The 13,475-nt window shown below is 68.6% G+C and carries 12 protein-coding genes; 7 read left to right on the top strand and 5 right to left on the bottom strand.

Annotated elements, in window-relative coordinates:
* Nucleotides 1–49: 49 nt before the first annotated feature.
* Nucleotides 50–1,807 carry a serine/threonine-protein kinase gene (locus SD37_RS05460; protein ID WP_044852124.1) on the bottom strand — a complete coding sequence of 586 codons (1,758 nt, stop codon included), beginning with the start codon at nucleotides 1,805–1,807 and terminating at the stop codon, nucleotides 50–52.
* Between the two features lie 183 nt (nucleotides 1,808–1,990).
* Between SD37_RS05460 and SD37_RS05455 the strand changes: the two genes are divergently transcribed.
* Both SD37_RS05455 and SD37_RS05450 read left to right on the top strand, forming a co-directional pair.
* Nucleotides 1,991–3,862: a propionyl-CoA synthetase gene (locus SD37_RS05455; protein WP_065912749.1), complete on the top strand. Its 1,872-nt coding sequence runs from the start codon at nucleotides 1,991–1,993 to the stop codon at nucleotides 3,860–3,862.
* Nucleotides 3,863–3,970: 108 nt separating this feature from the next.
* Nucleotides 3,971–5,563 (top strand): beta-N-acetylhexosaminidase, encoded by a 1,593-nt coding sequence (locus SD37_RS05450; protein ID WP_044852122.1) that lies wholly within the window; start codon nucleotides 3,971–3,973, stop codon nucleotides 5,561–5,563.
* Nucleotides 5,564–5,621: 58 nt separating this feature from the next.
* Here SD37_RS05450 and SD37_RS05445 read toward each other — a convergent pair whose 3' ends face one another.
* Together SD37_RS05445 and SD37_RS05440 are read right to left on the bottom strand one after the other, a co-directional pair.
* Complete coding sequence (locus SD37_RS05445; protein WP_044852121.1) at nucleotides 5,622–6,233, bottom strand: TetR/AcrR family transcriptional regulator; 612 nt, start codon at nucleotides 6,231–6,233, stop codon at nucleotides 5,622–5,624.
* Nucleotides 6,223–6,918 carry an MOSC domain-containing protein gene (locus tag SD37_RS05440; protein ID WP_145926532.1) on the bottom strand — a complete coding sequence of 232 codons (696 nt, stop codon included), beginning with the start codon at nucleotides 6,916–6,918 and terminating at the stop codon, nucleotides 6,223–6,225. The genes SD37_RS05445 and SD37_RS05440 overlap by 11 nt, the downstream gene beginning before the upstream one ends.
* A gap of 40 nt (nucleotides 6,919–6,958) precedes the next feature.
* Between SD37_RS05440 and SD37_RS05435 the strand changes: the two genes are divergently transcribed.
* Nucleotides 6,959–7,531 carry a TIGR03086 family metal-binding protein gene (locus SD37_RS05435; protein WP_044852120.1) on the top strand — a complete coding sequence of 191 codons (573 nt, stop codon included), beginning with the start codon at nucleotides 6,959–6,961 and terminating at the stop codon, nucleotides 7,529–7,531.
* Here SD37_RS05435 and SD37_RS05430 read toward each other — a convergent pair.
* Nucleotides 7,485–7,868, bottom strand: coding sequence for a DUF779 domain-containing protein (locus tag SD37_RS05430; protein ID WP_007028746.1), 384 nt, complete (start codon nucleotides 7,866–7,868; stop codon nucleotides 7,485–7,487). The two genes, SD37_RS05435 and SD37_RS05430, sit on opposite strands and share 47 nt — an antisense overlap.
* Entirely contained in the window at nucleotides 7,868–9,391 is a 1,524-nt protein-coding gene (gene exaC, locus SD37_RS05425; RefSeq protein ID WP_044852119.1) for an acetaldehyde dehydrogenase ExaC, read from the bottom strand. Before exaC ends, SD37_RS05430 begins: the two co-directional genes overlap by 1 nt.
* 105 nt (nucleotides 9,392–9,496) lie before the next feature.
* Between exaC and SD37_RS05420 the strand changes: the two genes are divergently transcribed.
* The 4 genes from SD37_RS05420 to SD37_RS05405 all read left to right on the top strand — a co-directional run bounded on the left by SD37_RS05420 (nucleotide 9,497) and on the right by SD37_RS05405 (nucleotide 13,472).
* A complete protein-coding gene (locus tag SD37_RS05420; protein ID WP_044852118.1) occupies nucleotides 9,497–10,978 on the top strand; it encodes a helix-turn-helix domain-containing protein in 1,482 nt (493 codons plus the stop codon).
* Between the two features lie 68 nt (nucleotides 10,979–11,046).
* Nucleotides 11,047–11,847: an SGNH/GDSL hydrolase family protein gene (locus tag SD37_RS05415; RefSeq protein ID WP_044852117.1), complete on the top strand. Its 801-nt coding sequence runs from the start codon at nucleotides 11,047–11,049 to the stop codon at nucleotides 11,845–11,847.
* Nucleotides 11,826–12,407 (top strand): TetR/AcrR family transcriptional regulator, encoded by a 582-nt coding sequence (locus SD37_RS05410; protein ID WP_044852116.1) that lies wholly within the window; start codon nucleotides 11,826–11,828, stop codon nucleotides 12,405–12,407. The genes SD37_RS05415 and SD37_RS05410 overlap by 22 nt, the downstream gene beginning before the upstream one ends.
* 108 nt (nucleotides 12,408–12,515) lie before the next feature.
* A complete protein-coding gene (locus SD37_RS05405; RefSeq protein ID WP_052674992.1) occupies nucleotides 12,516–13,472 on the top strand; it encodes a DUF1996 domain-containing protein in 957 nt (318 codons plus the stop codon).
* Nucleotides 13,473–13,475: the final 3 nt, after the last annotated feature.

Here is a 13,475-nt window from a genome sequence, read left to right as displayed (position 1 = left end):
TAGCACACTAACTAACGACAGCAAAGGTCCCTTGCTCTCTTTGCGCAGGTCAGCGCGGGTGGCGCTGCGGCTGCGGCTGGTGGTGCGGTTGCGGCGGGCGGCGCGGAACGATCTGCGTCACCGGGCCGTCCGGCGATTTACCCGCGCGGGCCAGCCAGCCTTCGACGTCGCGCCGCACGGCGGCGAGTGTCGGACGGCGGCGGGGTTCCTGGTCCAGCGACGCGATGAGGATCCGGGCGTGGGCGCTGCGGTTCGGCAGCTTCGACACCGGTTCGGCGCGGGCGGCGGCCATCAGCGCGGCCATCGGGGTCTCGCGGGTGCCGCGCGGCGGCTGGCCCGACAGCGCGTAGCTGACCGTCGCCGCGAGCTGCCAAGCGTCCGATGCCGGGCTCGCCGGAGAACCCATCGCCTGCTCGGGGGCGACGAAGTCCGGCGTGCCGATCATCATCCCGGTCGCGGTCATCTTCGAGTCGCCCTGGCTGCGGGCGATGCCGAAGTCGATGAGATGGGCGAGGCCGTTGCGGTCGAGGATGATGTTCGACGGCTTGAGGTCGCGGTGCAGCACACCCTTCTCGTGCGCCGCGGCGAGCGCGCCCGCCATGGTCGACCAGAGCCGTCCGGCGGCGATGTCGTCGAGCGGGCCCTGCGAGTCGACGATCTCGGCCAGCGATCTGCCTTCGAGGTATTCCATCACCAGCGCGAGCCCGTCGGGCTCCTCGACGAGGTCGTACACGCGGACGCAGTTGGGGTGGTTCACCACGGCCAGCGCACGGGCCTCGCGCTGCATCCGCTCCTCGGTGTCCCGGTCCGGCGCGTGCGCGATCTTCAGCGCGACGGTGCGGTTGAGCTGGGTGTCGACCGCTTCCCAGACGGTGCCGAAACCACCGTGGCCGAGCCGCCGGACGCGCTTGTAGCGGCTGCCGCCGGAGTTACGGGAACCAGGGGGCGCCGGGACCGGACCCGGCATCGCGGCCAAGGCGGGCGGTTCGGGTGTCTGCGCCAGCGCGGTCGCCGGGTATTGCTTGGGCGGCGGGGGCAGCTGCTGCTGCGGCTTCGGGGCGGGCGGCTCCGGGCGGTACGGCTCGACCTTCGGCCGGGGCTGCGGATCCGGCCGGTTGATCACCGACCAGGCGGGCGGGCCGACCAGTGCGACCGGGATCAGGCCCAGCACGCTGAACGGCAGGAATCCGAGCCAGAAGTGCACGGCGGTGTTCGCACCCATGCCGACGCTCGCCAGCACCATCAGGACGAACGGGATCCAGAAGAACCGCGAAGGCCACTTCGGACCGCGCCGGAACGCGGTGCGTGCCTGCAGCATCACGAACAGCAGCGACAGCGCGGGCAGGCCGACCAGCAGGATCAGATAGAAGACGTAGCCCAGCTGCATCCCGTTCGGATAGAACAGGACCTCGTAGACGTTCTGGCCGCGGCCGAGGTACTCGCTCTGCTTGCCGATCAGCGGGCTGTAGTCGGTGTTGAACGTCGACAGATCACTGGCGGAGAAGCCGGATTGACCGCCTGACTTCGTCGAGGCCGCCTCCTGGTAGACCTGCGACGCACCGGTGGCCAGCAGCCACGGCAGCAGGAAGACGGCGACCACGCCGATCCCGCCGAAGACGGACAGGGTCACCACGTCGTAGCGATTGCCGGTGCCTTTGCGGATGATCGCGACGACCATCGCCCCCAGTGCGGGCAGCAACGCGACCAGCGCCCCCGCGGTGCTCGTCGCCCACACCCAGTCCCCAGGCCAGATACCTGGCCCGAACAGGCCGTGCGCGAACGAAAGCAGCGCGCTCGCTAGTCCCATGGACCCCGCTCCCCTCGCTAGTTAAGGCCGTTTCCGGCCGTTTTTCCCTAGTTCAGCTTAGGACGCTCTACGCCCTTACAGGGTTGCCGGGTTGTCGCGGCCGTCTCTTCGCCGTTACCACCAGGCATTAGCGCTGCCGGAAGTCCATGATGGGGTCCGTACCCGAGCGCGAAGGAGCATTCGATGTACGCGGAGTCGTACCAGCGGAGCCTCGAAGACCCGGAGGGTTTCTGGCTCGAAGCCGCACAAGCGATCGAGTGGACCCGCCCGCCGACACGGGCCCTCGACGCGTCGAAAGCACCCTTCTACCGCTGGTTCCCGGACGCGGAGCTGAACACGGCCTTCAACGCGCTCGACCGGCACGTGCGGGACGGCCGCGGCGAGCAGACTGCGCTGATCTGGGACTCCCCGGTGACCGGTTCGGTCCGCCGGTTCACCTACACGGAATTGCTGGACGACGTCGCCCGGTTCGCCGGCGCGCTCGCCTCGCTCGGCGTCGGGAAGGGCGACCGCGTCATCGTCTCCCTGCCGATGGTGCCCGAGGCCGCGGTCGCGATGCTCGCCTGCGCCCGGCTGGGCGCGGTGCACTCGGTGGTGTTCGGCGGGTTCGCGCCCAAGGAACTGGCGGCGCGGATCGAGGACGCGAAACCCAAGGTGATCGTGGCGGCCTCGTGCGGGATCGAACCGACCCGGGTGGTCGAGTACAAGCCGATCATCGACGAAGCACTCGCGGGAACGGCACATCAGCCGGACAAGGTCATCGTGCTGCAGCGAGAACGGGCACGCGCCGAACTCGGCGAACGCGACGTCGATTGGCACGAATTGGTCGCGAAGGCGGTTCCCGCCGATCCGGTGCCGGTCGCCGCGACCGATCCGCTGTACATCCTGTACACCTCGGGCACCACGGGGAAACCGAAAGGCGTCGTGCGCGACAACGGCGGGCACGCGGTCGCGCTGGCCTGGTCGATGGGCGCGATCTACGACATCGAGCCCGGTGACGTGTGGTGGACGGCTTCCGACGTCGGCTGGGTCGTCGGCCATTCCTACATCGTGTACGCGCCGCTCCTCATCGGATCGACGTCGCTGATGTACGAGGGCAAGCCGGTCGGCACGCCTGACGCGGGCGCGTTCTGGCGCGTCATCGCCGACCACGGAGTGAAGGCGTTGTTCACCGCGCCGACGGCGTTGCGGGCGATCAAGAAGGTCGACCCGGACGCGGACGAAATGAAGAAATACCAGCTCGGCGGGTTCAAGACGCTGTTCATGGCGGGGGAACGACTCGATCCGGAGACCTACCTCTGGGCGCACGGGAAGCTCGGGGTCCCGGTGATCGACCATTGGTGGCAGACCGAGACCGGCTGGCCGATCGCGGCGAATCCGCGCGGTCTGGAGCCGATGCCGGTCAAACCCGGTTCCGCGACGAAACCGGTGCCGGGCTGGGACGTGCGGATCCTGGACCAGGCGGGCGAGCCGCTCCCGGCCGGGAAGGAAGGCGCGATCGCGATCAAGCTGCCCCTGCCGCCGGGTTCGCTGCCGACACTTTGGCAGGACGACGAGCGGTATCGGGAGGCGTACCTTTCGCGGTACGACGGGTACTACCTGACAGGTGACTCCGGATACGTCGATGAAGACGGCTACCTGTTCGTCATGGGCCGCACCGACGACGTCATCAATGTCGCGGGTCACCGGCTTTCGACCGGTTCGATGGAGGCCGTGCTCGCTTCGCATCCCGCCGTCGCCGAATGCGCGGTGATCGGGGTCCGGGACCAGCTCAAGGGTCAGCTTCCGCGCGGTTTCGTGGTGCTGAAGTCGGGGGTCGACACCGATGCCGAAACGCTCAAGTCCGAATTGGTCGCGCTGGTGCGGCGCGACATCGGCCCGGTCGCCGCGTTCCGTGCCGTGTCCATTGTGGACGCGCTGCCGAAGACGCGCTCCGGCAAGATCCTGCGGAAGACCATGCGGGGCATCGCCGACGGCCGCGACGAACAGGTGCCCTCGACGATCGAGGACGCGAGCGTTCTCGATGCACTGAAAGCGGTGTTACGCGGCGAGTGAACCGGTGACCGGTACGCCGTCGTAGTCCGATCGGGTGTTGTCCCGTTTCCCCTATTGGTCTATACCTCCAGGAGAAGAGAGTCTCCAGTTCCCGACCGGAGGTGCTCCATGAGTAAACGCCTGTCCAGAACCGTGCTCGGCGTCGCCGTCCTGAGTCTCGTGACCTTCGGGCTGCCCGCGACGGCGAGCGCGGACCCCGCGACGGCACAGCGCGCGAAGGCCGAACGGACCGTCGCCGACGTCGTCCCCGCGCCGGTCGAAGCGAAACCCGACCCTCGCGCCGACTTCCGGCTCAGCCCCGCGACCGTGATCCGCACCGACCGCGACGGCAAACAGGTCGCCGACTACCTGGCCGGACTGCTCCGGCCCGCCACCGGCTATCGGCTGCCCGTCGTCAGCGGTCACCGCGGCGGAGGACCCGCCATCTCGCTCGAAACCGGCCACGCGGGCGACCGTGTCGGCACCGAGGGCTACCAGCTCAAGGTGTCCCCCGCCGGCGTGACACTGAAGGCGAACACCGACAAGGGCCTCTTCCTCGGCGTGCAGACGTTGCGTCAGCTGCTCCCGTCGGCCATCGAGGCGAAAACGGTCCAGAAGCGTTCATGGGTGGTCTCGGGCGGCACCGTGCTCGACTACCCGCGCTTCGGCTACCGCGGCGCGATGCTCGACGTCGCCCGGCACTTCTTCACCCCGGCGCAGGTCAAGCTCTACATCGATCAGATCGCGCAGTACAAGATCAACACGCTCCACCTGCACCTGAGCGACGACCAGGGCTGGCGGATCGAGATCAAGAGCTGGCCGAAGCTGGCGACCGTGGGCGGGCAGACGGCCGTCGGCGGCGCTCCCGGCGGCTACTACACGCAGGAGCAGTACAAGGACCTGGTGCGCTACGCGGCTTCGCGGCACATCACGGTCGTTCCCGAGATCGACATGCCGGGGCACACCAACGCGGCCCAGCACTCCTACGCCGAGCTGAACTGCGACGGTGTCGCGGTGCCGCCGCGCACTGACACCGAGGTCGGCTACAGCTCGCTGTGCATCAACAAGGACATCACCTACAAGTTCGTCGACGACGTCATCCGCGAACTGTCGGCGATCACCCCCGGGAAGTACCTCAACATCGGCGGCGACGAGGCGCACGCGACCACTCCGGCGGATTACCAGACCTTCGCCAAGAAGGTCCAGCCGATCGTCGCGAAGTACGGCAAGCAGATCACCGGCTGGCACGACATCGCCAAGACGAACCCGCCTGCTTCGGCCATCCCGCAGTACTGGGGCACGACCGATACGGACGCCAATGTCGCGGCGGCCGCGCAGCGGGGCAACAAGATCCTCATGTCGCCCGCCAACAAGGCGTACCTGGACATGAAGTACAACCCGCAGACGCGCCTCGGCCTGGACTGGGCCGGCTTGATCGAGGTCAAGACGGGCTACGACTGGGATCCGGCCACGTACCTGAAGGGGGTGACGGAGCAGAACGTCGCCGGGGTCGAGGCGCCGCTGTGGTCGGAAACGCTGGTCACCAGTGACGACATCGAGTTCATGGCGTTCCCGAGGCTGCCCGGTTACGCCGAGATCGGCTGGTCGCCGAAGGCTTCCCGCACCTGGGACGCGTACCGGCTCCGGCTGGCGAAGCAAAGCCCGCGGTGGGTTCAGCAGGGAATCGACTTCTACCGGTCCACTCAGGTCGACTGGAAGTAGCGGCTCGCGAATGCCATGAAAGGTCCTTTCCTTGCAAAATTTGCCAGGAAAGGACCTTTCATGGCGCGACCGCGGCGTCGAGGCGGGCGGTGATCGCGGCCCGCGCCAGCGCGTACGGCTCCGCGCCGCCGAACATGACCGAGTCCGCGTTCGCGGCCCGGCCGAGGGCGTGCAGTTCGAAGGCCAGCCGGTCCACGTCGACGGATTCGCGCAGCTGCCCGGCCTGCCGGGCTTCCACGACCGTCGACCGGATGAACCGGGCGAAGGCCCGGCTCGCCTTCGCGACCGCGTCGTGGACCCGGCCGGTCCGCGCGTCGAACTCGGCGCCGGTGTTGAAGAAGAAACAGCCGCCGGGGAACACCCGGCGTTCCGAATAGTCCAGCCAGTTCGCGCACAGCGCGCGCAACCGGGCGATCCCGGGCTCGATCTCCATCGTCGGGGCGACGACGTTCTCCGCGAAGATCGCGCTCGCCGTCTCGACGGCCGCGAGCTGCAGGTCCTCCTTGGAGCCGAACAACGCGAAAACGCCGGATTTGCTCAGTTCCAGCTCGGTGGCGAGCCTGCCGAGGGACAGTCCGTCGAGCCCTTCGACGGAAGCGATGTCGACGGCACGCCGCAGCACGATCCGCCTCGTCGCGTCGCCGCGGGCCACCCGGCCGTCAACCGGCATTCCGTTCCTCCCGACGCCGTTTCGCCGATTCCAGGCCGTCACGGTACTGCCGGGAGAGCGCGGGCGCCGCGAGCACCCGGTCCAGCAGCGCCCAATAGGCGGCCTGGCGATCATCGGTCAACTGGGCGACGTTGGTGAACGACGCGACGTACACCTCGGCGATCGTCGGGTTCGCCGGATCGGATTCTTCGAGCGTCATGCGGCCCGAAGTGGGGACCTCACCCGTCCGCAGTACGCGCAGGTACCAGCCGCTGCGGCCGGAATCGATCATCGCCGGGATGACGTCCTTGCGGCCGGTCTTCATCGCGAGCTTGAAACACGGCGTCCGCGGCTGCGAGACCTGGACCAGCGCGTCTCCCCAGGCCCAGACGTCGCCGACGCGCACGTCGTACTCGTCGGCCCCCACCACCGACACGTTCTCCCCGAAATCGCCCGTGGCCACCGGGAAACCCTGCTCCGCCCAGGCCGCGTAATGCGTGGCGGGATAGACGTAAACCGCCTTGTCGACGCCGCCGTGGACGGTGCGGTCGGCCTGGTCGTCGCCCGCCAGATTGATCTCGCCCAGCCGCAGAACGGGCGTCTCCACCCGCGATTTCGCGATAGCGCTGTAAACCGGGACATCGCGCTTCGTCCCCAGCACCGACGGCCGCCCCACGAAGACCTCGTTCACTTCCAGAGTGCTCACACCCTAGATTATAGCACGATCGTTCGTATATTTTACCTCCATGGACTTCCTCGCTTTGACGACCCGGGCCCATCACGCCACCGGAACCACGATCGCCGGAATCGGCGCGGACGACTGGGACCGCTCGACCCCCTGCGCCGAGTGGACCGTCCGCGACATCGTGAAACACCTGATCGACAACAACGAGCGGGCGGCCGCACAGGCGGCAGGCCGTCCCCGCACGACCCGCTCGACGACAGTCGACAACCTCGTCAACGCCTACGAAGAAAGCTCCGCCGAGTTCCTCGCCGCCTTCGACGGGCAGGCACTGAAGAAGACCTTCGACTTCGGCAAATTCGGCCCACTGCCGGGCAAGAACGTCCTGGCCGTCCTCTTCGCCGACAACCTCGTCCACGGCTGGGACCTCGACGCCGCCCTCGGCCGCGCGCATCGCTGGGACGACGAACTGGCCACGGCCGCTTTGGGCGTGGCCAGCCGCTTTCCCGACGTAGCGCCGGTGCGCGGGCCCGGCGGCGCCTTCGACCACGCTGTCGAGGCACCGCCGGACGCCGGTCCGGGCGAACGGCTCATCGCGTTGCTGGGCCGTTCAACTCCGCCGATTCCTCGTCGCTGAACAGCCGGGAACGGACCAGGAAGCGAACACCTTCCGGCGCCTCCAAGGAAAATCCGCTCCCCCGGCCGGGCACGACGTCGATGGTCAGATGCGTGTGCTTCCAGTACTCGAACTGGGGTCCCGACATCCACACCGGAACGTCGTCGATGCCTTCGACGCTCAGGTCACCAAGATGGACATCGGACGCCCCGGTGCGGAACTCGCCCGCCGGGTAACACATCGGGGCGCTCCCGTCGCAGCATCCGCCGGACTGATGGAACATCACCCGGCCATGGAGCGACACCAGCCGCCGCAGCAGATCCGCGGCGGCCGGTGTCAAACCGACCCGCTCGGCCATCAGAAGAACCCGAGCGCACTGTCCGAATAGGACACCAGCATGTTCTTGGTCTGCTGGTAGTGATCCAGCATCATCTTGTGGTTCTCGCGCCCGATCCCGGACGCCTTGTAGCCGCCGAAGGCCGCGTGCGCGGGATAGGCGTGATAGTTGTTGACCCACACCCGGCCGGCCTGGATGTCGCGGCCGGCCCGGTAAGCGGTGTTGCCGTCGCGTGACCAGACACCGGCACCGAGGCCGTACAGCGTGTCGTTGGCGATCTTGAGCGCGTCGGCGTAGTCGTCGAACTTCGCCACCGAGACAACCGGGCCGAAGATCTCCTCCTGGAAGATCCGCATCTTGTTGTCGCCCTCGAACACCGTCGGCTGTACGTAGTACCCGCCGGACAGTTCCCCGCCGAGGTCGCTGCGCTCGCCACCGGTGAGGATCTTCGCGCCTTCCTGCACGCCGATGTCGATGTAGGAAAGGATCTTCTTCAGCTGGTCGTTGGACGCCTGCGCGCCGATCTGCGTCTCGGTGTCGAGCGGATGACCCTGCCTGATCTTCTTGACCCGCTCGACGGCGTCGCCGAGGAACCGGTCGTAGATGCCGGACTGGATCAGCGCCCGCGACGGGCAAGTGCAGACTTCGCCTTGGTTCAGCGCGAAGAGCGCGAAGCCCTCCTGCGCCTTGTCGTAGAAGGCGTCGTTGGCCGCGGCGACGTCGTCGAAGAAGATGTTCGGGCTCTTGCCGCCGAGTTCGACGGTGACCGGGATGATGTTCTCGCTGGCGTACTGCAGGATCAGCCGCCCGGTGGTGGTCTCGCCGGTGAACGCGACTTTCCGCACGCGAGGGCTCGACGCGAGCGGTTTGCCCGCCTCGACGCCGAATCCGTTGACGATGTTGAGCACGCCCGGCGGGATCAGGTCGCCGATGAGCGACATCAGCAGATGGATCGACGCCGGGGTCTGCTCGGCGGGTTTGAGCACGATCGCGTTGCCGGCGGCGAGCGCGGGCGCGAGCTTCCAGACCGCCATCAGCAGCGGGAAGTTCCACGGGATGATCTGGCCGACGACGCCGAGCGGCTCGTGGAAGTGGTACGCCACGGTGTTGTCGTCGATTTGCGAGATGCCGCCCTCCTGGGCGCGCAGCGCGCCGGCGAAGTAGCGGAAGTGGTCGATCGCGAGCGGGATGTCGGCGGCGAGGGTCTCGCGGACCGGCTTGCCGTTCTCCCACGATTCGGCGACGGCGATCGCTTCCAGGTTCCGTTCCATCCGGTCGGCGATCCGGAGCAGCACGTTCGCCCGCTCGTCCACCGACGTCCGGCCCCAGGCCGCGGCGGCGCCTTCGGCCGCGTCGAGCGCGCGGTCGATGTCGGCGGCGGTGCCGCGGGCGACCTCGGTGAACACCTGTCCGGTCACCGGGGTCGGGTTCTCGAAGTACTGGCCGCTCGCGGGCGGTACGTACTCGCCGCCGATGTAATGGTCGTAGCGCGACTCGTAGCTGACGACGCTGCCTTCGGTGTTCGGTGCCGCGTACTTGGCCATCTTTCCTGCCTCATCGCTAGGGGTGACGGATGGCGGCGAAGGTAGGCCGGGAGGGGTTGCACGCACGTTGCAACGAAGTGAGGCGGGTCACCTATTCTCGGAAAGGTGGCGGAGCGGCCCGGTGGTGAGGCGTCGCCGCGTGACCCTCAGGCGTACGCGCGGCTGCTGAAGGACGTCCACGACGCCGTCCTCTCCGGTGGTCCCGCGCCGCGTTCGCCCAGGTCGATCGTGTCGGCGTCGTGGGATCGCTCGCTCGCCGCGCATGTCGATCCGGACACGGGCGTCGCCCCGCTGGTCTACGACTCCAGCGAACTCAGCGGGCTTCGCGAGGAGCATCCGCTGGCACCGGTGTTGCCGATCCTGCGGCAGACGCTGGTGAGCATCGCCGACGACGCCGAGCACATGATGATCGTGACCGACGCGGCCGGGCACATCCTGTGGCGCGAAGGCGCGTCGGGCGTGCTGCGGCGCGCGGACGGCGTGATGCTCGCCGAGGGCACCCGGTGGAGCGAAGACGTCATCGGGACGAACGCGATGGGCACCACGCTCGCCACCGGGGAGCCGGTGCAGATCTACTCGGCCGAGCATCTGGTGCGGACCTATCACGGCTGGACCTGCGCGGCGGCGCCCGTGCACGATCCGGAGACCGGCGCGCTGCTCGGGTCGATCGACGTCAGCGGTCCACTGCGGACGGTCCATCCCGCGATGCTCGCGCTGGTCACGGCGGCGGCCCAGCTCGCCGAAGGCCAGCTACGGGCCCGGCTCGCGATGCGCGACGAACGGTTGCGGCTTGCGAACATGACCCACCTCGAAGCTCTACGCGGTGCGCCGGGAGCCCTGCTGTCGGCGCAGGGACGGGTGCTGGCGGCCGAATCCTGTGGTGATCTTCCCTCCACTGTGGACATCCGGCGCGGCGGCGGCGAGGTCACACTACCCGACGGACGGCTCGGCACGGTGGAGCCACTGAGCGAGGGCTACCTGCTGCGACTGCGGAACCGGGGCCCGGCAAGACGGCCGCGGCTCGCGCTGGAATTCCTCACCGACGGCCCGCCGTCGACCACAGTGGACGGTCGTGAAGTGCCGTTCACCTTGCGGCACGCGGAGATCCTCACCCTGCTCGCCCTGCATCCCGGCGGTCTCTCGGCGGAACGGCTGGCCCTGCTGCTCTACGGTGAGAGCGGCAACCCGGTGACGGTGCGCGCGGAGATCCACCGGCTGCGGACGCAACTTGGTTCGGACATCGTGCGGACGCGGCCGTACCGGCTCTCGGCCGACGTCGACGCCGACTTCCTCCGCGTCCGGGCCGCCCTCAAGCGAGGTGACGTCACCGGAGCCGCGGTCGCGTTCCGCGGTCCGCTGCTGGCCGAGTCGGAGTCGCCCGCCGTGCGCGAGGAGCGTGAGTCGGTGACCGCGTCGGTCCGGCGGGTCGTGCTCGGCGGCCGGGACGCGACGGCGCTCTGGTCGTACTGGGAGACCTCGTGCGGGGCCGATGACGTCGAGATCGTCGACGCGCTGTGCCGGGTGCTCCCGGAAGACGATCCGCGTCGCGCAGTCGTGTGCGCGCATCGGAGCCGCCTGGACCACTGAGTGGACAGCGTCTACACGAGTTTGATAGACAGTGTCTACAAGGTGAACTCGCGGTTACGGAGATCTGGATGGGCTACCAACGTTTCGTCGCGCTCGGCGACAGCTGCGCCGAAGGGCTGGCCGACCCGCATCCATCCGGTGGCCACTACCGCGGCTGGGCCGACTTCGTCGCGGGACGCCTCGCCGAGGACGAGCCCGAATTCCGCTACGCCAATCTCGCGGTCCGCGGTCGCAGGCTCGACCAGATCCACGCCGAGCAGACCCCGGCGGCACGCGGGCTCCAGCCGGATCTGATCGCGCTGTTCGGCGGCGGAAACGACGTGATGAGCCGCGGCTGGGACGCGCGGACCATCGCCCGCCGCGTCGACACGGCCATCCGTGCCTGCACCGAGATCGCGCCCGCCGTCGTCACCTTCACCCTCAGCGACATCTCCCACCGCATGCCGATGGGCCACCGCATGCGACCGCGCATCACCGCGTTGAACGACGCCGTCCGCGAAGCGTCCGTCAGCTACGGCGCGACGCTCGTCGACCTCTGGCTGGATCACGCCGCGCACGATTCCCGCTATTTCGGCCCGGACCGGTTGCACCTGTCCGAACAGGGTCACCGGCGCCTGGCCGGCCACGTCCTCGGCAAGCTCGGCGTCGAGCATGACCCAGCCTGGCTCGCGCCGCTCCCCGGTTCGGCCGGACGTCCCGGCCTGCGGGCCGACCTGCGCTGGATGACGCGGGAGGTGCTCCCGGTCGCGTTCAGCCGGTTCCGCAACCGGCTCATCGGCCGCCAGCCCGGCGACGGCTTCCTGCCCAAGCGCCCCGACCTCCTTCCCGTCCTCGAGGAGACCCGGTCGTGGGCGCCCGAACCCGCCTGATCGACACGGCGGCGAACCTGCTGGCCGAGGCAGGCGTCGCGGCCGTGACTCTGCGCGGGATCGCCAAGGCGGCAGGCGTCTCGCACGGCGCGCCCTTGCGCCACTTCACCGGCCGCGCGGCCCTGCTCTCGGCCGTCGCCACCCGTGGTTACACCGAACTGCTCGACCGCGGCACCGGCCTGCCCGCCACGACGCCACGCGAACGGCTCATCGCGGCCTGCCACGGCTACCTCGACTTCGCGCTGGCCAATCCGGCGATGTTCGAGCTGATGTTCCGCCGCGACCTCATCGATCCGGCGGATCCCGAACTCACGCGGGTGAGCAGCGCGGTGTTCGACTTCTTCGCCGCGCTCGTCGGCGACGTCCAAGACGACGGATGGCATCCCGCCACCGATCCACGGCTGCTCGCGGCCTCGCTGTGGGCGTCGCTGCACGGGCTCGCCCAGCTGTGGCTCTGGGGCGGGCTGGCGGGTGCGAGCTTCGCGCCGTCCCCGGAAAGCGCGCTCGCCGTCACACTCGACGCCTACCTCGGCCCGGTCAGCGGGATCCCCTCACCCTGACGGCCGCTTGTCCAGACCATTCGCACGGGTTCTCATGGAGACGCCGGTTTGTTGCCGGTAGCAACATATCCGCCGTCTCCGTCTCTCCGCCAAGCAGAGGAGCGTGCGATGAGAACCCGGAACCTGTTCGGTGTCACGGGTGCGGTGGCCGCCGCACTCGTGATGATCGCCGTGGCGATGCCCGCCGTCCCGGTCGGACACGGCACCCACGACGGCAAGGTGAACCACGACGCCCACTTCTTCGTGCCGTCCGCGGAGCAGACCGAGGCGATCGTCGCCCAGCAGGCGCTGGCCCCGGTGCGCGGTTCGGAATTCCGCGCCGACTGCTTCAGTTCCCATCGGAAGGGTGACGACCCGATCGTCTTCCCCGGTCGAGCCGGGGTCTCCCATATCCACGAGTTCTACGGGAACCGGACCGCGAACGCCGGCTCCACCCTCGAATCGCTGAGCGCGGGCACCACGAACTGCGATCCGGTCGTGGACCTTTCCTCGTACTGGACGCCGACGCTGTACAAGAACGGGCAACCGATCGCGCCGGACCGCGTCACCGTCTACTACCAGGGCATCACTCAGATGGGGAACGCGATCGCGCCGCCGCGCGGGCTGCGTTACGTCATCGGCAACGCGGGAGCGACCAGTCCCGACCAAAACCCGTACGCCCGCTGGTCCTGCCTGGGCGCGCCCGAGTCCAGCCGGGACTTCCTGACCTGCCCTCCCGGTTCGAAACTCCAGACCTATTTGGACTTCCCGACGTGCTGGGACGGCGTCCGGCTCGACTCACCGAACCACCGCGACCACATGGCCTTCGCGCTCGGGCAGACCTGCCCGGCCGGTTATCCGAAAGTGGTCCCGCGAGTCGAGCTGCTGATCACCTATCCGGTGAACGGTGGCGGGCTCACCCTCGCCGGGACCCGCGACGGCGCCCTGGTCACCAACGCGCCCGGGTACACGTTCCACGGCGATTTCTTCAACGCCTGGAACCAGAACGAACTCCAGCGCCGGGTGAGCACCTGCATCAACGGCGGTTACGTCTGCGGCACCGACGGCGAGCCGATCCAGCAATGACCT

The sequence above is a fragment of the Amycolatopsis orientalis genome (assembly GCF_000943515.2).
Lineage (GTDB): Bacteria > Actinomycetota > Actinomycetes > Mycobacteriales > Pseudonocardiaceae > Amycolatopsis > Amycolatopsis orientalis.
Note: the sequence above shows the minus strand (reverse complement) of the source record. Positions and strands in the feature narration are given on the sequence as shown.

Bases quoted from the DNA above. Each gene is read 5' to 3' on its own strand.
- SD37_RS05460 (WP_044852124.1), bottom strand. From the start codon at position 1,807: ATGGGACTAGCGAGCGCGCTGCTTTCGTTCGCGCACGGCCTGTTCGGG.
- SD37_RS05455 (WP_065912749.1), top strand. From the start codon at position 1,991: ATGTACGCGGAGTCGTACCAGCGGAGCCTCGAAGACCCGGAGGGTTTC.
- SD37_RS05450 (WP_044852122.1), top strand. From the start codon at position 3,971: ATGAGTAAACGCCTGTCCAGAACCGTGCTCGGCGTCGCCGTCCTGAGT.
- SD37_RS05445 (WP_044852121.1), bottom strand. From the start codon at position 6,233: ATGCCGGTTGACGGCCGGGTGGCCCGCGGCGACGCGACGAGGCGGATC.
- SD37_RS05435 (WP_044852120.1), top strand. From the start codon at position 6,959: ATGGACTTCCTCGCTTTGACGACCCGGGCCCATCACGCCACCGGAACC.
- SD37_RS05430 (WP_007028746.1), bottom strand. From the start codon at position 7,868: ATGGCCGAGCGGGTCGGTTTGACACCGGCCGCCGCGGATCTGCTGCGG.
- exaC (WP_044852119.1), bottom strand. From the start codon at position 9,391: ATGGCCAAGTACGCGGCACCGAACACCGAAGGCAGCGTCGTCAGCTAC.
- SD37_RS05415 (WP_044852117.1), top strand. From the start codon at position 11,047: ATGGGCTACCAACGTTTCGTCGCGCTCGGCGACAGCTGCGCCGAAGGG.
- SD37_RS05405 (WP_052674992.1), top strand. From the start codon at position 12,516: ATGAGAACCCGGAACCTGTTCGGTGTCACGGGTGCGGTGGCCGCCGCA.